Source organism: Hymenobacter siberiensis (assembly GCF_018967845.1).
Lineage (GTDB): Bacteria > Bacteroidota > Bacteroidia > Cytophagales > Hymenobacteraceae > Hymenobacter > Hymenobacter siberiensis.
This window is the reverse complement of the sequence record NZ_JAHLZZ010000001.1, coordinates 3,199,531-3,217,894: the sequence shown is the minus strand read 5'-3', so window position 1 is coordinate 3,217,894 and position 18,364 is coordinate 3,199,531. Positions and strand designations below refer to the sequence as shown.

The 18,364-nt window shown below is 63.3% G+C and carries 15 protein-coding genes and 1 pseudogene; 7 read left to right on the top strand and 9 right to left on the bottom strand.

The features are described from left to right. Positions 1-21: 21 nt before the first annotated feature. The 6 genes from KQ661_RS13980 (at position 22) to KQ661_RS13955 (ending at position 5,577) form a co-directional block, all read left to right on the top strand. Positions 22-696: an acyltransferase gene (locus tag KQ661_RS13980; RefSeq protein WP_216727298.1), complete on the top strand. Its 675-nt coding sequence runs from the start codon at positions 22-24 to the stop codon at positions 694-696. Positions 697-761: 65 nt separating this feature from the next. Then, a complete protein-coding gene (locus KQ661_RS13975; RefSeq protein WP_216727297.1) occupies positions 762-1,931 on the top strand; it encodes a glycosyltransferase family 2 protein in 1,170 nt (389 codons plus the stop codon). Positions 1,932-2,140: 209 nt separating this feature from the next. Next, positions 2,141-2,296 (top strand): hypothetical protein, encoded by a 156-nt coding sequence (locus KQ661_RS13970; protein ID WP_216688907.1) that lies wholly within the window; start codon positions 2,141-2,143, stop codon positions 2,294-2,296. 149 nt (positions 2,297-2,445) lie between these two features. Beyond that, positions 2,446-3,855, top strand: a complete 1,410-nt coding sequence (locus tag KQ661_RS13965; RefSeq protein WP_216688906.1) for a lipopolysaccharide biosynthesis protein — start codon at positions 2,446-2,448, stop codon at positions 3,853-3,855. A gap of 12 nt (positions 3,856-3,867) precedes the next feature. Beyond that, positions 3,868-4,785: a beta-1,6-N-acetylglucosaminyltransferase gene (locus KQ661_RS13960; RefSeq protein ID WP_216726244.1), complete on the top strand. Its 918-nt coding sequence runs from the start codon at positions 3,868-3,870 to the stop codon at positions 4,783-4,785. A 36-nt stretch (positions 4,786-4,821) separates the two neighbouring features. After that, on the top strand, positions 4,822-5,577 hold the full coding sequence (locus KQ661_RS13955) for a DUF4184 family protein (RefSeq protein ID WP_216727296.1): 756 nt from the start codon (positions 4,822-4,824) through the stop codon (positions 5,575-5,577). Positions 5,578-5,585: 8 nt separating this feature from the next. Here KQ661_RS13955 and KQ661_RS13950 read toward each other — a convergent pair whose 3' ends face one another. Beyond that, positions 5,586-5,741, bottom strand: a complete 156-nt coding sequence (locus KQ661_RS13950; protein WP_216688903.1) for a hypothetical protein — start codon at positions 5,739-5,741, stop codon at positions 5,586-5,588. After that, on the bottom strand, positions 5,723-6,556 hold the full coding sequence (locus KQ661_RS13945; RefSeq protein WP_216727295.1) for a hypothetical protein: 834 nt from the start codon (positions 6,554-6,556) through the stop codon (positions 5,723-5,725). Before KQ661_RS13945 ends, KQ661_RS13950 begins: the two co-directional genes overlap by 19 nt. A gap of 53 nt (positions 6,557-6,609) precedes the next feature. On the opposite strand from KQ661_RS13945, the pseudogene KQ661_RS13940 reads away from it, so the two are divergent. Further along, positions 6,610-7,693, top strand: a pseudogene (locus tag KQ661_RS13940) (IS701 family transposase). A gap of 148 nt (positions 7,694-7,841) precedes the next feature. On the opposite strand, the gene KQ661_RS13935 reads toward KQ661_RS13940, so the two are convergent. The 7 genes from KQ661_RS13935 to KQ661_RS13905 form a co-directional block, all read right to left on the bottom strand. Beyond that, positions 7,842-8,495: a hypothetical protein gene (locus KQ661_RS13935; RefSeq protein ID WP_216688899.1), complete on the bottom strand. Its 654-nt coding sequence runs from the start codon at positions 8,493-8,495 to the stop codon at positions 7,842-7,844. Between the two features lie 80 nt (positions 8,496-8,575). Beyond that, positions 8,576-11,248 (bottom strand): hybrid sensor histidine kinase/response regulator, encoded by a 2,673-nt coding sequence (locus tag KQ661_RS13930; protein WP_216726239.1) that lies wholly within the window; start codon positions 11,246-11,248, stop codon positions 8,576-8,578. Positions 11,249-11,324: 76 nt separating this feature from the next. After that, the gene (locus KQ661_RS13925; protein ID WP_216688897.1) at positions 11,325-11,882 is read right to left on the bottom strand and encodes a BLUF domain-containing protein; all 558 of its coding nucleotides are present in this window, start codon (positions 11,880-11,882) and stop codon (positions 11,325-11,327) included. A 272-nt stretch (positions 11,883-12,154) separates the two neighbouring features. After that, entirely contained in the window at positions 12,155-13,465 is a 1,311-nt protein-coding gene (locus tag KQ661_RS13920) for an O-antigen ligase family protein (protein ID WP_216726238.1), read from the bottom strand. A gap of 7 nt (positions 13,466-13,472) precedes the next feature. Beyond that, positions 13,473-14,603, bottom strand: a complete 1,131-nt coding sequence (locus KQ661_RS13915; protein WP_216688895.1) for a glycosyltransferase family 4 protein — start codon at positions 14,601-14,603, stop codon at positions 13,473-13,475. Between the two features lie 356 nt (positions 14,604-14,959). Beyond that, positions 14,960-16,234 carry an MATE family efflux transporter gene (locus tag KQ661_RS13910; RefSeq protein ID WP_216727293.1) on the bottom strand — a complete coding sequence of 425 codons (1,275 nt, stop codon included), beginning with the start codon at positions 16,232-16,234 and terminating at the stop codon, positions 14,960-14,962. Beyond that, positions 16,231-18,363 (bottom strand): GNVR domain-containing protein, encoded by a 2,133-nt coding sequence (locus tag KQ661_RS13905; protein ID WP_216727292.1) that lies wholly within the window; start codon positions 18,361-18,363, stop codon positions 16,231-16,233. Before KQ661_RS13905 ends, KQ661_RS13910 begins: the two co-directional genes overlap by 4 nt. Position 18,364: the final 1 nt, after the last annotated feature.

Sequence of the window (18,364 nt, the reverse complement as noted above, 5' to 3'; positions counted from 1 at the left end):
CCACCATTCCCAACCAATCCAATGGCCGCAATTCTTACCCAAGCCAGCTCGGCTGCCAGCATCGCTGAGCCGCAAAAAAGCAGCTTCGCCCGCCGCATCAAAAGCGACCCGCGCCTGAAAAAGCTGGCCGCGTACCTGCTGTTTCAGCCGCGGCGGGCGCGGCCCCGTTGGTGGGTGAAGTGGCTTGCCAACCCCTTCGTGCATACCTATGGGCGCGGCTCGCTGCTGCGCCGCGTGCGCCGCGATTTGATTCCCTTTAACGCCTTCGTGCTGGGGGCCGATTCCATTATTGAAGACTACACCACGGTGGCCAACGGCATGGGTGGCATCGTGATTGGGGCGCGTACCCTGGTGGGTATCGCCAACGTGCTGATTGGCCCGCTGCGCATCGGCAACGACGTGATTATTGCCCAGAACGTGGTGTTTTCGGGCATGAACCACGGCTACGCGGACGTGACCAAACCCATCCGCTATCAGCAATGCACGGCGGCCGAAATCGTGGTGGAAGACGATGTCTGGATTGGGGCCAACGCCGTGATTACGGCCGGTGTGCGCATCGGCAAGCACGCCGTGGTGGCCGGCGGCAGCGTGGTCACCAAAGACGTGCCGCCCTATTCTGTGGTGGGCGGCAATCCGGCGCGCATTCTGCGCCAGTACAGCGCCGCTTCCGGCAACTGGGAAAGGCCTCCGGCCTAGCGCGCCGCTCCCCGGCCGCTGAGCGGCACCGCACAATCAATCACTTCAATGAAAATCCCTACACGATGCTAACCTTGCTTTTCTGGCTGTTTCTGGCCGTGGTGCTGTACACCTATTTGGGCTACGGCCTGATAGTCTGGGCCTGGGCGAAGCTGGCGCGGGGCCGCCGGCCAGCCCTGCAGCCTGCTTTCGAGCCCGAGGTCACGCTGGTAGTGCCGGCGTATAACGAGGCCGATATTCTGGCTGCCAAAGTCCAGAACTGCCTGGCCCTGGATTACCCGGCCGATAAGCTCCAGCTGCTGTTCATCACCGACGGCTCCGACGATAATTCGGGCGAGGTACTGGCGCGCTATCCCACCGTGCGGCACCTGCACCTGCCGGCGCGGGGTGGCAAGTCGATGGCCGAAAACCGCGCCATTCGCTACGTGAGCACGCCCTGCGTGGTCTTCACCGACTGCAACACCCTGCTCAACCCCGAGGCCGTGCGCGAGCTGGTGAAGCATTATGCCGACCCGCAAGTGGGGGCCGTGTCAGGCGAGAAGCGGGTGCAGGCCGACGGCAGCCCGTCGGGCGCGGGGGAGGGCCTGTACTGGAAATACGAGTCGCTGCTCAAGCGCTGCGACTCGGACATTTACAGCCTGATGGGCGCGGCGGGCGAGCTGGTTTCCTTCCGCACCGAGCTGTTCAAACCGCTGGAGGCCGATACCATTCTGGACGATTTCGTGCAGTCGATGCGCATCGTGAATGCCGGCTACCGCGTGGTGTACGAGCCCCGGGCCTACGCCATGGAGCCGCCGTCCTTTTCGCTGGGGGAGGAGATGAAGCGCAAGGTGCGCATCTGCGCGGGCGGCTGGCAGGCCATAAGCCGGCTGCCGGCGCTGCTCAACCCGCTGCGGCAGCCGGTGGTGGCGTTTCTGTACGTGTCGCACCGGGTGCTGCGCTGGAGCCTCACGCCGCTGCTGCTGGCGCTGCTGCTGCCGCTCAATGGCTTGCTGGCCGTGGCCGAGGGCGGCTGGTACACGCTCATGCTGGCGGCGCAGCTGGGGTTTTATGCGGCGGCCGGGCTGGGCTGGCGGCTGGCGGCGCGGGGCCGGGCGGCGGGCCCGCTGCTGGTGCCACTCTACTTCACGATGATGAACGTGGCTGTGTTCCAGGGTTTTTGGCGCTTCGTGCGCAAGGCCCAGCCGGCCGCCTGGGATAAGGCCCAGCGCGCCGCTGTAGCCACCGCGCAATAGGCACCCAAACAGGAGGTCATGCTTCAAGCAGCGGCCCCCGCTTATCACCGACCCAAAGCACGCCGCCTGGGTTTGCATCAACTATAAACAATTGAAATAATGTAAGATAGCCCGAATTTGGCTCGGACGCGGAAGCCGTGCTCCTGGTTGCCATCGTTGTTGCCCTCACCACAATTTTCTAAATGAATTCACACTTTCCCTATCCAACCATGCGTACCCTCACCATCATTCTCGCCATCCTGTTCTTCGCGCCAACTGCTAACGCCATCAATATTTTAGGCTTCGGAAAGCCTTCGGCCTATCAAAAGCATGTTCGTAGCTACATGAAGAACGGCCGCAGCATGCATCGTCCGGCGGCCCACTAAGCCACCGATAAATAAGCTGCCCCAATCAATCGACTTTCCCTGGGCTGACAGGCTTATGGCGCTCCAACGCGGTAAGCCTGTCAGCCCAGGGAAAGTTTCGGTCCGACCCAGATAGCCGCTAAGCACTTTTTGCTCTGATTTCCTGCCGCATGAAAATTCCCTTCCTCAACAAGCTCAGGCCATTGCTGCGCAACAACCAGGCGCTGTCGCTGGCCGGCAATCTGGTGGCGTCGGGGCTCACGGTAGTGTCGGTTTCGCTGTTGTTTCGGGCCTTGTCGGTGCAGGAAATCGGGGCCTGGGTGTTTTTTGTTTCCATCCTGGGCCTGGGCGATGCGTTGCGCGCCGGGGGCATCACCACGGCGTTTATTCGCTCGTATTCGGGCGCGTCGCGGGTCCGAGCGGCCGAGGTAGTGGGCTCGACTTGGGTGCTGGCGCTGCTCATCACCGGCACTTTGATTGCGCTGGCGCTGCTGGCTCGGCTGTGGCCCAGCCCGGTGGCCAATATCAGCCTGGCGCTGTTTATTAAGTGGTTTCCGGTCACGTTTGTGCTCACGCTGCCGTCGTTTCTGGCGGCGTGCGTGCTGCAGGCCCAGCTGCGGTTCGACAAGCTGCTCTACCTGCGGCTGCTCACGCAGGGCACCTTTATCCTGGGCATTATCACGCTCATGCTGCTGCACCAAACCACGCTGGAACGGGTGCTGTACTGCAATCTTGTGGCTGCCGCGCTCACCAGCCTCGTGGCCCTGCTCATGGGCTGGACGCGCATCGGCGACCTGCCGGCCCGCACCGCCGCCTGCGTGCGGGAGCTGAGCCACTTCGGCAAGTATAGCGTGGGCAGCTACATCGGCTCCAGCCTGCTGCGCAGCTCCGATACGTTCATCATCAACTTCCTGCTAGGGCCGGCCCCGCTGGCGGTGTACAACCTGGCCCAGCGCTTCATGGAAATCATCGAAATTCCGCTGCGCAGCTTTATGGCCACGGCCATGCCCTCGCTCTCGGCCGCTTTCAACCAGGGCAATACGCCGGAAATGGCCCGCATTATCCGGCGCAACGCGGGCCTGCTCACCTGGCTGCTGCTGCCCGTGATAGTGGCCACCGTGCTACTGGCCGATGTGCCGATTCGCCTCATCGGGGGCAGCAAATATGCCGGTACCGAGGCCGCCAACCTGCTCCGTATTGCCATCGCCATGGCCGTGCTCTTTCCCATCGACCGTTTCAGCGGCGTGGCCCTCGACGTGCTGAACAAGCCCCGCCTGAACCTGCTGAAGGTGCTGCTGATGCTGGCCGTGAATGTGGCTGGCGACTTCATCGGCATTCATTTTTGCCACAACATCTACGGCGTGGCGCTGGCCAGCCTGCCCACCATCGTGTCCGGGTTTGTGTTCGGCTACTTTCTGCTGAATAAGTCCTTGCCCATTGCCATCCCGGAAATCCTGCGGGATGGGCTGCTGGAAATCCAACGCCTGTTCCGGCACCTGACGGGCCGGGCCATGTTGGCACCCGCCCACGACGCAGCGGCCTGGAATATGAGCCGCCCAACGCCAAAACCCAACCGCTAACCGACTCTCCAAATGCGCATTGCCCACCTTATCCTCACGCACCAGGGCCCCGCGCAGCTGGCGCGCCTGCTCGCTGCCCTGGCGCACCCCAATGCTGATTGCTACATCCACATCGATAAAAAAGCCGATTTGTCGCCCTTCGCCCGCCTGCAAGACCGGGCCGGGGTGTTCTTCACCCGCACGCGCCTCGACGTGCAATGGGGCGGCTACAGCCTGACCAACGTGGTTCTGGCGGGCAGCCGCGAAATCCTGGCCCATTCCGCCCACTACGACTTCATCAACGTGCTGAGCGGCCAGGACTACCCGCTGAAATCGGCCGAGCAGATTCATCGGTTTTTTCAGCAGCAGGTGGGGCAGTCCTTCATTGAGTGCGAGCCGCTGGGCTCGGCCTGGTGGCAGGCCAATGCGCGCCGCGTGGAGCGCTACCACCTCACGGAATTTCCGTTTGCCGGGAGCCACGCCGTGCAGAAAGTTCTGAATGCCCTGCTGCCCAAACGCCGGTTTCCCTTGCCCTACGTGCTGCACGGCGGCAACATGGGCGGCTGGTACACGCTCAGCCGCGCCGCCGCTACCTACCTGCTCGCCTTCTTGGACCGCCAGCCACGGCTACGACGTTTCGCCCGCCTCACCTGGGGCTCCGACGAGTTTCTGATTCACACTATTCTGTATAATTCGCCGCTCCGCCCCAGCATCGTCAACGACAACCTGCGCTACATCGACTGGGCCGGCGGCGGCCCCAGCCCCCGCACCCTCACCCGCGCCGACCTGCCGGCCCTGCTGGCCTCGCCCAAGCTCTGGGCCCGCAAGTTTGCGCCGAATCCGGATGCCGCTGTACTAGACGCGCTGGATGCCGCGCACCGCACTTCCGCAGAAATAAAGCCGATGGGCCAATGCCTGATATCCACCGCGCAGGCTTCAGCTGTGCGCTGAAGGATTGTTCTTTGCCGTTCCGTTTTTTTCCTGCCAATGCCTTTTACCCTGTTTCACGTTGCGGCGGTGCTGCCGCTGCTGCGCCACCACAAAACCCGGCTTTCGGCTACGGGGCTGATTATAAGCAGCATTTCCCCCGATTTTGAGAAGTTTCTGCGGCTGGGTCTGTACAACGGGCACAGCCATACCTTGGCCAGTATTCTGTATTTCAGCTGCCCCGTTTCGCTGGGGCTGGCGTTTCTGTTTCACGGGGTGGTGCGCGACCCGCTCATTGCGCACCTGCCCCGGTTCCTGCGGCAGCGGCTGGCGCGGTTTCAGGACGCGGATTGGGGGCGCTACTTCCGCCGGCACTACGCGGTGGTGCTACTGAGCATTATCATCGGGGCCGCCACGCATCTTATCTGGGACAGCTTCACGCACCGCCGGGGCCAGCTGGTGCCATACTTCCCGTGGCTGAAAGCGCACCTGCACATCGGGCCGTTTTCGCCGGCGGTATTCGTGGTACTCGCGGTATTCACTTCCACCTTTGGGGCCGCGCTGCTGCTGCGGTTTGTGTGGCGGCTGCCCCAGCTGGTAGTAGCCGCCGTGCCGGCCGGCACCATTGGGCGCTACTGGCTGCTGGCCAGCGGCACGGCCCTGACGCTGCTGCTGCTGCGCCTGCTGTTGGCCGATTTTGCCCTCGATAATTTCGAGATTGTGGTCACCGCGCTATCGGCGGCCATGGCGGGGGTGGTGGTGGCGTCCGGGGTTGCGATGCGGCGGCCGCGTGCGGGCCTGCGCAACGTGGCCTGACCCTTCGCTTATTTCTTGCCGGCGGCCAGCTCAATGGCCATCGTATAGGTGCTGGCTTTGCCGAACGACTCATTGATTTCGTCCATGGCGGCGCGGCTGCTCAGGCGCTTGGGCCTGATATTGAGAAAGGTGCCGTCTTCGCCCACTAGCAGGTAGGTTGGCACGTCCTGTAAGGCATAGACCTGCGCCAGGGCCGAGCGCAGGCCACCGCTGAGGTGCAGCTGCACGCCGGGCAGCTTCTTGGCTCGTTGAGCAGGCCGGGCTCGCGCAGGAAGCTGTAGTAGTCGGGGGCCATTTTCAGGCGGCCTTCGGTGTTCACCACCTGTTCGCGCAGGTCCTGAAACGTCAGCTTGTCGTTGGCATAGGCGTACACCACTTCGGCGTGGGCGTAGTTGTAGAAATCCTGCGTGAACGACTGCCTGGCCGCGTGGTCTTCCAGAAACTCGAACTCGTGCTTGCGGCGGTACTCCAGAAATGACAGAAACGGCGCTTCGTAGAGCTGAATGTTATCGGGTAGTACCTGGAAGTCATCGTTTTCCACAAACTGGGCATCGGCTTCTACCAGGTAGTTGTTGGCGTTGGCGGCCTGTTGGCGCTGCTCGTCGGTCAGGTTGGCGCCGTTGCGCAGCTTGGTGGCCAGGCCGGTGGGCACGTCGTTGGCTTTAAATTTCAAGGTGCCCGCCATGTCGCTGCCCCTGAAGCGCACGTCCATATCGGTGCCGGGGTCCAGAAACAGCGGTGCCACGTCGTCGCCGTACACCAAATCGGCCTTGGTGGGGCCGCTCACGGGCACGGCCAGCCGGAACTCGCCCTTGCTGCTCAGGCGCGTGCGGAATAGCTTTTCCGCCGGCTCAAGCAGGTTCTCGCGCAGCGACACCACCACCGAATCGGTGGTGGCGCCGTTCACCCGGCCGGTGAGCACGGCCAGGCCGGCTACGGGTTTGCCTGCCTGCCCATAGCTCAGCAGCGGAGTAGTCAATATATAACTGATATTACGCAGTCGTTGAGTTGGTTGGCCGGTTAACACTGCTTATGATGACTTGCACGCTGGACCTGTACACAGATTATTTGCTAAGTTCGACGGGCCCGACCACGGCCACGGGCTTGTCGCGGCTGCTGGACGGGGCGTTGAGCCACGACCACGTCACGCGCTGGCTGAGCCAGACTACCTACGGCCCGGCCGACATCTGGCGGCAGGCCAAGCCCCTGATTCGCCAGGCCGAGGCCCGGCGACCGGCCGACGAGTTCGCGGTGCTCATCGTGGACGATTCGGTGCTGGAGAAGGCGCACACCGATGCCAACGAGCTGATTTGCAAGCATTGGGACCACAGTCAGCAGCGCTACGTCAAGGGCCTCAACTTTGTCAGCCTACTCTATCAGGCCGGCGAACTGGCCCTGCCCATTGCCGTCGAGCTGGTGCGCAAAACCGTGCCCGTTTACCAGCCCAAGACCCAGAAAACCAGCTACCAGAGTCCATTCACCAAGAATGAGTGCCTGCAGCAAATGCTGCGCGTGGCTCAGCAACAGGTGGCCTACCGCTACTTGCTGGCCGACAGCTGGTACGCCTCGGCCGAGAATATGAGCCTGGTGCGGGCGCTGGGCCACCACTTTGTTTTTGCCCTTGAAAGCAGCCGCACCGTGGCTTTGAGCGCGGCCGCGCGGGCCGCCGGCCAGCTCCAGGCCGTGCAGTCGCTGGTGTTTCCCGATACGCAGCCTTTGCGCGTCTATTTGTGGTCCGTCCAAGAGGCGGTGCTCGTAACTAAGCAAGTCTTCACAAACCAAGACGGTAGTCAGGGCATTCTGTATTTGGTCAGCAGCGACACCGACCTGGACCAGGCCCAACTGACCACGATTTACCAGAGACGGTGGAAAAGCGCATCAAGCTTTTTGTGTGGAAGAATACCACAAGTCGCTCAAACAGAACGCCTCGATGGGCAAATCACCCACCAAAACCCTGGCCACGCAGGCCACCCATTTCTTCGCCGCCGTGCTGGCCTACACCAAACTGGAAGTGCTTAAGCTCAAGTGCGGCATCGGGCATTTCCGCCTCAAAGCCCAGCTCTATACCGTCGGCCTGAAAGCCATGTACCACCAACTCGGCCAACTCCGTGCGTAACATCAGTATATAAGTAATCAGTGCTAAAAATGTACGTAAATGTATAAATGCAGCCATGGAAATAGGGTGATAAGAAGAAAGGGGGTGGGGCATAAAGTAGCGGCCCGGCTTCCAATCGGAGGATTATGCGAACCCGCGACAGGTAGCGCTAATGCTGGCCGGCGGCGGCCTTGGATTCGGGGTGCCCGCCGGTGGTCACGACCGGGCCGGCGGCCAGCAGCAGCGGCCGCAGGCGGGTGGCCGCCGTGTCGAGCTGCTGCCGAATCTGGGCCAGGGCCATGCGCAGGGCCAGGGCATCGGACAGGCCGGGGGCGTGCCGCTGCGAGTAGCCGTAGTACATCGCCACCTGCACCCTGGCCTGCCCGTGGCCCTCGTATTCGCCCAGCACTTTGCCTTGCAGGTCCCGGATTTGTACCCGGGCCGTGAGGGTGGTTTGGTAGGTTTCCAGCGGCAGACCCACGAGGCTGGGCGTGAGCATCGTAAGCAGCTGAACTACTTGCAGCATGCGGCCGGTACGCTTCACCTCAACTTCGGGCACCTGCAGCAGGGCCGAGCCCAGGCTGGTCATGCTGGTTGGCTCCGCCACATTGCGGTAAATTTCGTTTTGGAACAAGCGCAGCCGGTCATCGTGCGATGCGCTGTCGATGTTGTTCAGCGCATCCGTTGCTACGGTGGGCTCCAGGGGCGGTAGCAGATGGTTATTGACGGCCGAAGGCAGGTGCTGCAGCACGTGGCCGGGTGCCACGCAGGCCGCAGTGGCAAAGGCTAGCAAGCTGCAACGAAGAAAAGCAGTGATTTTCATGGAAGGAGGTGACAAATCCGAAAGCATCGTGATGAGCCAGTGCTGGGTTTATCCAGTGTTAGCAGCTAAAATTCAGCGTATTAGTAGCGCAGCAGCTTCAGGAGCTTGGTGTAGAGCTCGGCTTCTTCGAAGGGCTTGGCCAGGCAGTCGTTCATGCCGGCGGCGCGGTAGCGCTCGTGGTCGGCGTGGAAGGCGTTGGCCGTGAGGGCCAGGATGGGTACGGCGGCCCGCGCCGGCTCGGGATGGGCCCGAATGATGGCCGTGGCGTCCAGGCCGCTCATGCCGGGCATCTGAATGTCCATCAGCACTAGGTCGAAGGGCTCCTGGGCAAACCGGGCCACCCCGCTGGCGCCATCTTCGGCTTCGGTCACCACCACGCCCCACTCCTGCATGGTGCACCGGGCCACGAAGCGGTTGATGTCGTTGTCTTCCACCAGCAGCACCCGCAAGCCGGCCAGCACGCCGGTATCGAAGGCTTCCGCCAGGCTTTCTGCGGCCGGCACCACGGCCTTGGCCAGCGTGAGGCTGAAGGCAAAGGAGCTGCCCACGTGGGGGGCGCTGGTTACCGTCAGCTCACCGCCCATCTGCTCTACCAGGCCTCGGCTGATGCTCAGGCCCAGGCCCGTGCCCCCAAAGTGCCGCGCTGTATCGGCGTAGGCCTGGGTGAAGCTTTCGAAGATGCGTGCCTGCACTTCGGGGAGCATGCCCAGGCCCGTGTCGGTCACGCGAAACCGCACGGTGAGCGTGTCGGCGGTTTCGCCCAGTAGCTCGCTCTGCACTTTCACCCGCCCGCCCGCCGGCGTGAATTTGATGGCGTTGCTCACCAGGTTCAGCATAATCTGGTTCAGGCGGTGGGCATCGGCCTGCACCATGGGGTAGGGGCAGGTGGCGCTCAGCGGCGTGCCCTCGAAGCGCAGGCCCTTTTCCAGGGCCTGCAAGGCCAGCGGCTGTAAAGCATGCGTCACCGAATCACACAGATTAAATGATTCCAGATTCAGCTCCAGCTTGCCGGAGGCGATTTTGGCCATGTCGAGCACATCGTTGAGCACCGCCAGCAGGTGCTGCCCCGAGCGGCGGATGATGCGCAGGTACTCCTGCTGCTCGGGGCTGAGGGATGTTTTAGCTAGCAAATTGGCCACGCCCAGCACTCCGTTCATGGGCGTGCGGATTTCGTGACTCATGTTGGCCAGGAAGTTTTCGCGGGCCCGCACGGCGGCTTCAGCAGCTTCCTTGGCCCGCTTTAGCTCCTTGCTGGCCAATACCCGCCCGGTAATATCGTGGCTGTGCGATACAATGTAGGGTTCCTGGCCAGGCTCGCGCACCACATAGTTGTGGTAGTGCAGGTAGCGCAGCTGGTCGCTGCCGCGCGGATGCACCGGTAACACCCCCGCTGCCTCACCAGTGCGGGCAATCTGCTCCAGGTAAAATGAAAAGCCCTCGCGGTCTTCCTCCGTCATGTGCACGGTTACCGACGTGCCGACCATCTTGGCCGCATCTTCGTGCAGCAGGCGGGCCAGGGCCGGACTCGCGTTGATGACGATGCCCTGCATGTCACAGGTGCCAATGAGGGCTTGGCTGTACATCACCATGACGCGGTACTGCTTTTCGCTGCGCTCCAGGGTTTGCCGGCTCTGCTTCAGGGCCGTGATGTCGGTGCTCACGCCCAGTACGTGCACCGTGCCATCGGGCCGGTGCAGGGGGCGCTTCACGGTATAGAACCAGTGCGTGGTGCCGTCGAGCAAGGTGTGGGGCTCTTCGACGGTTATTTCCTGGTCTGTGGCCAGCACCTGCGCATCGACGGCCGCGTACCCGGCCAGCTCCCGGGCCTGCACGCTATCCGGGGCCACGGCGTCGGGCCGTACCATGCCGGAGTTGGCCATCAGGCCTCGCATAGCCGGGTTCTGGAAAACCAGCTCCTGCTTCGTATCGCGCACAAAAACCAGGGCGGGAATGGTATCGAGCACCTGCTGGGTAAACTGCTGATGCTCGGCAAACTGCCGGCGCATGGCTTCGCGCTCCGAGATGTCGGAGAAATACAGATTGACGTAGCCTTCCTGCGGGAATGGCATCACGGCCACGCTGTATAGCAGCTCACCCATCGATACTTCGAGCTGCTGGGCCGTGGCCTGCGCCAGGGCGGCGGCGGCGGCGCAGCGCAGCTGCTTTTGCAGCCGCACCTGCTCGGACCGCGTCAGGCGCAGGCCCACGCGCTTGGCCGCCGGGTTGGCATAAAGCTGCTGCCGGTTAGCCCCGATGCGCACAATGGGGCTGGGGTTTTCGTAAGGAATATTGGAAATCGATTTTAGTGCCGCCAGGTACTGCTGCTGCTCACTCACGTCGCGTAGCAGTACCAGCCAGGTGCCCGCCGGGCCGGCATCAGCCGCTGCCGGCATTATCTCGCAGGCCAGCACGGGGCCGCAGTGAAGCCGGAGCAATTCCGGCCGGCCCTGCTGCAGCTTGTGCGGCTCGTGCTCGGCCCAGCGCACCAGCTCGGCGGGCGCGGCCACCAGCGGCTGCACCAGGGCTGCCAGGCATTGCAAGGGCTGGCCGTGCCAGGAATCCGGCTCATCGGACAAGCCCAGTAAGCTGAAAAAGCGCTGGTTGGCCAGCACAATGGTGCCCGTGGCATCCAGCAGCAGCAGGCCTTCGAGCAGCCCCTTGGAGACGTGTTCCACCATCTTCTCTGCTTTCCGGGCCTGCGCCAGGGCCGCGGTGAGCTGCTGGATGCGCTGCTCGGCAGCTGCCAGTGCCATTTGGAAAGGTAAGGCCGCGACCGGGGGGCAGAAAGCTGTTTTCATGGAACAAAAAATCGGGTTAGTGAACGCACCATTAGCCCGGAGTTACCGCCGGTAAGCAGGTGGCCGATGATGGTGCACAGGGCGGCCCTGCCCAGGATGAGGCAGGGGAAAAGCGGAGGAAAAATTCGTGGATAATGCAGCGGGGCCACTGGCCCGGCGGCCGATAAACGCCTGGAGCAGCGTTTGCAAGCGGGTATTGACGATGGAGAACGCGGGCAGCCGCGGGCAGTGGATGCTGGGTCTTAATCGCGCCGAGCACCCGTTCCACTTCGGGCGCTTCGGCCAGGTCAAAGTCCATGCTCCATTCGGCAAACTTGCGCTTGGGTAGGAGGCTTTCGCTCACCGTTTCTACCTGCGTGTGCCGGGAGTCGCACTGAATGCGGGCGTACAGCTCCCGAATCTCGGCTGCGGGCCCTTCTATCATCTGCACAAAAATGCCCTCGCTGTAGAGCAGCAGCCCCGTAATCTGCTTGCGGGAGTTGTGGAGGCGGGCCAGCGCGAGCATCTCCCGCAGCTGCGCCTCGCTGGGGCGATACGTGGACCGGCTGCGGTACAGGCGCTGGTATACATTGGTTTCCAGCCGCGCCACAAGCTGGGCGAAGGTGATGTCGCCCCGTTGGTAGCGTGCCAGCTGCTGCCGCGCGTAGCGGTGCGATGCCGGCGCGGAATGTTGGCCGTGAGGGCTACTATCCAGGCCAGCGCGCGGCGGTGCTGGTCGGCGCTATCATCAAAGTCGGAGGACGAATCAGGTATGCGGAGCAGGGGCAAAGGGGGTGTTTTCGAATGGCAGGAGCGGGGGTTAAGTGATATATACTGGTGGAAACAGTAACGGTTGGGTAATTGAATGCGCCTGGGGTCGGCTCAGGCCACGGCCAATGCCAGGGCCAGCTCGGGGCGGCGGCGGTGCAGCCACTGCTGCTCGCCGGGCGAGAGCCGGGCGTGGTAGTGCAGGCTACCGAAAAAGATAAGGAATTGATAGAACAGGATGCCGTAGTTCGTCATGCCAAAAATGCCGAACTCGGTGAAGGAATTGATGAGAATGGGGATGAGCAGGCCCGCCCCCAGCAGCCGCACCTGCGGGTCGGCCTGCTGTACGAAGGCCCGGATGGTGCAGCCCAGCTGGAGCATGGCAATGGTGAAGCCCACTAGCCCCAGGTTCAGCAGCACCTGAATGAAGGTGTTGTGGGCCATCTGGGCGGCGTAGGTGTGCACGCTCTGGAAGTACTCGCCGTAGCTGATGCGCATGAAGCCGTAGCCCAGCAGCGGCTCACGGGGCAGCGCCTCCGTGAGCAGCGCGTGCCAGAAGGGCAGCCGGCCGGTCATGCTCAGCACTTCCTCCAGCCCGCCCTGCTTGATGAAGAGCAGCGGCACCAGGGCCACCACGCCCAGCAGCACGGCCGCATTGGCGGCCCATTTAATACGCGGGTTGCCCGCCTGCCGGATGTGAAAGAACAGCACCAGCACAAACCCCACCAGCGACGACCGCGACCCGGTGAGCACCAGCGCCAGCAGCAGCAACCCAATTTTGACCACCGTGAATCCCGTGCGGTGATGGCGCTGCAAGTCAAACATGAGGCAGGCAATGCCCACCACGCAAAGCATGCCCAGCTCGTTGGGGTTCATGAGGTAGCCGCCCAGGCGGGCCTCCTCACCGCCGTGGGTGAGGCGGTAAAACACGTCGGGGGCCACCAGCGCGCCCACCAGAAATACCAGCAGAATCACGAACACGGCATTGCCCAGCACATGGTAAAAGCGCACCTGGCTATCCGGGAAAAACTCCTTGAGCAGCAAAAAGCACTTCACGAAGTAGTAGGCAAACACGAGGCTTTCCATGTCCATCATCCACTGCAGAAACGAGTAGCCGGGGTTGCGCGACCAGAGCAGCGAGGCCAGGCCCAGCGCCAGGTAGGCCCCGTAGAGCAGCGGCACCGGGCTGTTGCGCCAGCGAAACGAGTCCACCGCGCCCCGGCGAATTATCAGCGAATACGCGCCGATGACGGCGGCCGTCATGCCCAGGCGGGTCACCAGTTTGAGGATACGGGTGACGCCAATGTCGTCGTTCCAGGCAAAAAAGCCGGCGAGCTTGATGAGCACAATCAGGGTGAGCAGCCCGCCCATGGTGCGCAGAAATACCCGGTGCGGCGCGGCGGCGGAAGGTAGCAGTTTGGCCATAAATAAGTTAGGCCGCAAGGGCTTCCTGATACATTTGTTCGTAGGCCGGCAGCAGGTTGGGCCAGCTGAAGGCGGTGCGCACCATGCGGCGGCAGCGCAGGGCCAGCGCCTCGGTTTCGGCCGGGGCAGCGGTCCATTGGGCGTAAAGGCGGTGCAGGGCATCGGTGAGCAGGGCCGGGCTGGCGGTGGCCAGCACCTCGCCGCAGCCAAACTCGCGCACGTAGCTGCCCAGGTTGGTGGCCTCGGTCACCACGCACGGAATGCCCAGGGCCACGGCTTCGAGCACGGCGGTGGGCAGGCCCTCGTAGTGGGAGGTGTGGGCAAATACATCGAGTTGGCCCAGCAGAGCAATTTTCTCATCGCCGTAGCGGCTGCCCAGCAGCTGCACCGAGCCCTCGGGCGCTTCGGCGGCCCAGTCGGCCACCAGCTGGCGGTCGGGGCCGTCGCCAATTACCCACAGCTCGGCCTCCGGCACCAGCCGGGCAAATTCGGCAAAGCCGGCCAGCAGGCAGTCCAGTCCCTTGTGGTTGTCATCGAGCCGGCCGCAGAAGCCCACCCGGAAGCGGCCCCGCGCGGCCGGCACCAGGGGCAGCACTGCCTGGGGCGGTTCAAAGCCGTACGGCATCAGGTTGGTGCGCACGGTGTGGCTCATGTGCTCCACGCCCGTTACCTCGCTCAGGCCCAGGCAGTGTACCCGTGCCGAGTGCCGCAGCAGGTAGCCCTCAAACAAAAACGCGTAGGCCAGCTTGGTGAGCCAGCTTTTGCGCCGGGCCGCCGGGCTGTAGCTGCCGTGCGGCGTGAGCACATACGGGATGTCGAGCGCCGTGAGCCGCCGCGCCAGCGTATAAAACGCCGGAATAAATGCCCCGTGCAAATGCACCACCGCCGAGCGGCAGCTCAGCTCGTCCAGGGCCGCCAGCAGCGCTTTGGCCACCCCAAATGGGTTGCGCTGCGCCGGAAACAGCCGGGTCGCAAACTCGCGGGCCGGGTAGTTTTCGCTGAGGTCGGCGGTGATGCCCCACACGGCCACATCGGCCCCGGCGCGCTGCTGCTGGGTGGCCAGCGCGTGCACCACCTTGTTCACCCCGTTCATGCGTTCGGGGTTGGCTTTGCCGAGGATTAAGTGAATGATTTTCATGGCAGTTAGTAAGTGGCGAGCAGTAGGCTTGGGTGCGTGCAGTTCGGCGTGGCAATTCGTTTGGCAGAGGCTAAGGCCAACGCAGTGCCAGAACTTGATAATAAACTTAAAATACTGATTTTCAGTATGTATTGATATGAATTAGATTGAAATGGCTCCACTTTTCAGAGTATCGTCTGAAAAGTGGAGCCATTTCAATCAGTCCCCACAATTGTTGTTTTGTCAGGAATTACACGAAGCATATTCACTGAGCTCCAGCGGGGTCGTACCCAGAGGGTAGCATATTGGTGGTAAATAACTGTTAGTAAGGGGTATAGAAATGAAAAGTGTCGTATTTCTATACCCCTTACTACTTATCACCTGACCACCGGCGCGGCGCGGCGCAGGGCCAGCGCCCAGTAGCCGCCCAGCACCAGCTGGGCCAGCAGCCAGCCCAGTACCACGCCGCTGGCTTGGTAGTGCCCCGTAAGCCAGCGTACCGACAGCAGCGAAACCACGATACTGAGCATGTAGCCCACGAAATAATGGCGCGAATCGGCCTGCAGGCGGATGGTGAGCCGGAGCGGGTACACCAGCAGAATTACCACGTAGAGCAAACAGCACAAGCGCAGCAAATCAGCGTACTGGCTGCCGCCCGCCGGGCCAAAGCGCGCCACCAGCGGCCCGGCCGCCAGGGCCAGCAGCGCCAGTACCGGCATGGCCGCCAGCAGCATTTTGCGGGCCAGCGCCGCCCGCTGCTTGCCAAACAGCTGGGGCGCGTGGTAGAAGCTCTGGCTGAGGCGCGGCAACGCATAATTCTCCACCGCCTGCAGCCCCAGGTTGAAGATGCCCATGGCCGTTTGGGCCAGCCGCAGCACGCCCAGCATGGCCGGCGAGCCCGCCCAGCCCGCAAACACCAGCAGCACGTTGGCCGAGCCCCACTGGAGCAGCGACGTGGGCAGCAGCCAGCGCGCCTGCCGCCAGTGCCGTCGCCCAAAGCGACGCAGGCCGCGCAGGTTGGGCCACGCGCCCAGCGCCCGCCCGCCCAGCAGCAGCGCCGGCACGGTAGTAAGGCCCACGGCCCACATCACCTGGGCCAGCGTGGCCGGTTGGGGGCGGAGCGCCAGGACCAGCAGCACCAGCAGTTGCCCGCCGGCCGAGAGCACGTCGCTGGCCAGGGCCGCCTGCACTTTGCCATCGGCCAGCAGCAGCTTGCGAAGCGTATCCTGCCCCCCGGCGGTGGCCAGCAGTACCACAAAAGCCGGCAGCACCGCGGCGGCCTGGGGCAGCATGCGGGCGCCCGCCACCACACCCACCACCGCCAGCAGGCTAAAAATCAGCTGCAATGCCAGCAGCAGTTGCTGGTAGGCAGCCCGGCGGGTGGCGGGCAGCGAGCCCACCACCACCTGCATGGGCTGCGTGATAACGGCCCCCTGCACCGCCAGCAGCAGCAGCAGCACCAGCTGCCAGGCGCTGTACTCGCCAAAGGTGGCCAGGCCGAATAGCTTGGCAATGAAGATGTTGGTCAGAAAGCTGGTGGCGCTCACCGTGGCCTGGCCCGCCACCACCCAGTAGCGCGGCGACAGCCGAAGCCGCTCCAGGCGCAGGGCCCGGAGCGGCTTCGGTAGCATCGTGTTCAGGGTTGGGTTCATGCCTGCAGGTCGAGGCCGGCGGGCAGGGACAGGCCCGTGGATTCGGCGGCGGCTTGCGGGGCGCGGCGGGTCCAGCGGCGCAGGCAGCGGGCCGCGATGCGCAGGAAGCCGGGGTCGTAGCCGTCGCGGTTCAGGCAGAGCTGCACGTTGGGCAGTTGGTATTCGGCCACCAGCAGGTCCAGCTCGGCGAGGCGGGCGGTGGGCGTGGTGCGGCTGTCGATGACGAACAAGTTGGCCTGCGCACCGGTCATCACGGCCAGGGCGTGGCTGTCCTGGGCCAGGGTCAGGTTTTGAATGAGCAGCAGCTCATCGGGCTGGGCGTCGGGGTCCGGCGACGTTGCATCGCGCAGCACCAGGGCGCGCACTTTCAGGCCCTGCAGGACCAAAGCCTGCTGCAGGTGCTCAAAGAAAAATGACTGCCCTTCCTTGTCCGAGAAAGCACTCACTACCAGCTTGCTGCCGGGCACGAAGAAGCCCTTGAGCGCCAGCCGCGTGGCTAGCTGCTTGAAGAAGGCCAGCTGGCCTTCCAGGTCTTCGCCCAAATGCGGAATAGTGGCCGCCAGCGGCGTAGAAGCTTCTTTTTGCACCGAGTAAGCATCGCCCGGCGTCGCGCTCACTCCCGCAATCAGGTAGGCCAGCAACGAGCCTACCAGCAGGCCCAAAAAGCCGGACACCAGCAGCACGAAGCCCCGGTGCGGGGAGGTGGGCTCGGTGGGCACCAGGCCATCGGCAATCACGCGGTGGTAGGAAATGGGCGTGGCCTTGGCAATCTCCGCCTCGGTTTCCTTTTCCCGCAGGAAGGTATACAGCTTCTCATTCAGCTGAAAATCACGCTCCAGAATGGCCAAATCCTTCTCACGGGTGGGCAGGCCCGCAAATACGCCCTGCGACTGCCGAATGGTGCGGTCGATGTCGCGGGCGCGAATGGTGAGGCTGGTGCGCGTGTTCCGGATGCTTTCCAGCAGGTAGCTGTTGAGGTCGGCCAGCTTCAGGTCCACGGTCTGCACCTGGGCATCTTCGGGCGTGAAGCGGAGCAGCAGGTCGTGTTTTTCCGCCTGCAGGTCTTTGATTTTCTTGATGATATCCGTTGAGAGCATGTCGTTGAACGCCTCGAAGTTGGGGGCCAGCGCTAGGGCGTGGTCCTTGCCGTTGGTCATGTAGCGGTAGAGGTCGTTGGCGGCGGCCAGGCTCATCTGGATGTTGGCGCGTTGGATTTTCAGCTCCGCAATCTTGTGCAGGTCGGTTTCGGTTTCCTGCTTGATGTTGACGATGCTCTTCTTGTCGCGGTATTGCTCCACGGTGTCTTCCGAGTGCGAGAGCGTGCGGCGCACGGTCTTCAGCTGCTCGGCAATCGACTGCGAGGTGGCATTCACTACCTTGTACTTCGTGGCCAGGTAATCATCCAGATACACGGCCGTGAGGGCATTCACCAAATCGGCGGCCTTCTGGGGCACCGGGCTCTGGTAGCTGATGCGCAGCACGGGCACGTTGTGGTCGGTGCTGCTCACGTCGAGCTGGCTGCCGAGGGCCTCAATCAGCTGGCCACGGTCGTGCTGCACCAGGCGGTAGTGGTCGGCGAGGGGCACGTCGGGGCGGTTTTTCAGCTGCTCCTCGTTGCGGGTAATGGTCACTTCCGCGCCGGTTAGCTGCATGGGCTGGCCCAGGCGGCCGTTCACCACTTCGCCCGAAGGCGCGGTCAGCGTCAGGGCCCCGGCGGCGTCGATGCGCAGGTCGATGGCCTTCTCGGTCCATTTTGGATTGCGCAGCGTCAGTGCCACCCGAAAAGGGCTGGCGCGGTACATTTCGGTGGTGCGCAGCTTGCCCACGCGGTAGGTGCTCAGGTCGAAGGGCAGACGGTCCAGGGCGCGGCCCAGCAGCAGGGGCGAGCGCACCAGCTCGGCTTCGGCGCTGCTGCGGTCGGTGCCCGAGAAGGCGTCCAGGTTCTTAATCAGGGTCGTGTTCATGGCCCCTTCGTTCACATCGGCCAGCTTGATTTTGGCCGTGCTTTCGTACATCGGCGTGGCGTAGCGCAGGTATTGCCAGGCGGCAGCCAGGCTCAGGCTCAGGCACAGCAGCACCACGGGTAGGCCCCGCCACAAGGGGCGCAGCAGGCGGGAAGTTTGTTTCAAT

Coding starts and splice junctions, on each gene's coding strand:
- KQ661_RS13980 (WP_216727298.1), top strand. CDS start 22: ATGGCCGCAATTCTTACCCAAGCCAGCTCGGCTGCCAGCATCGCTGAG.
- KQ661_RS13920 (WP_216726238.1), bottom strand. CDS start 13,465: ATGGCCAAACTGCTACCTTCCGCCGCCGCGCCGCACCGGGTATTTCTG.
- KQ661_RS13915 (WP_216688895.1), bottom strand. CDS start 14,603: ATGAAAATCATTCACTTAATCCTCGGCAAAGCCAACCCCGAACGCATG.
- KQ661_RS13935 (WP_216688899.1), bottom strand. CDS start 8,495: ATGAAAATCACTGCTTTTCTTCGTTGCAGCTTGCTAGCCTTTGCCACT.
- KQ661_RS13975 (WP_216727297.1), top strand. CDS start 762: ATGCTAACCTTGCTTTTCTGGCTGTTTCTGGCCGTGGTGCTGTACACC.
- KQ661_RS13910 (WP_216727293.1), bottom strand. CDS start 16,234: ATGAACCCAACCCTGAACACGATGCTACCGAAGCCGCTCCGGGCCCTG.
- KQ661_RS13965 (WP_216688906.1), top strand. CDS start 2,446: ATGAAAATTCCCTTCCTCAACAAGCTCAGGCCATTGCTGCGCAACAAC.
- KQ661_RS13930 (WP_216726239.1), bottom strand. CDS start 11,248: ATGGCACTGGCAGCTGCCGAGCAGCGCATCCAGCAGCTCACCGCGGCC.
- KQ661_RS13955 (WP_216727296.1), top strand. CDS start 4,822: ATGCCTTTTACCCTGTTTCACGTTGCGGCGGTGCTGCCGCTGCTGCGC.
- KQ661_RS13970 (WP_216688907.1), top strand. CDS start 2,141: ATGCGTACCCTCACCATCATTCTCGCCATCCTGTTCTTCGCGCCAACT.
- KQ661_RS13960 (WP_216726244.1), top strand. CDS start 3,868: ATGCGCATTGCCCACCTTATCCTCACGCACCAGGGCCCCGCGCAGCTG.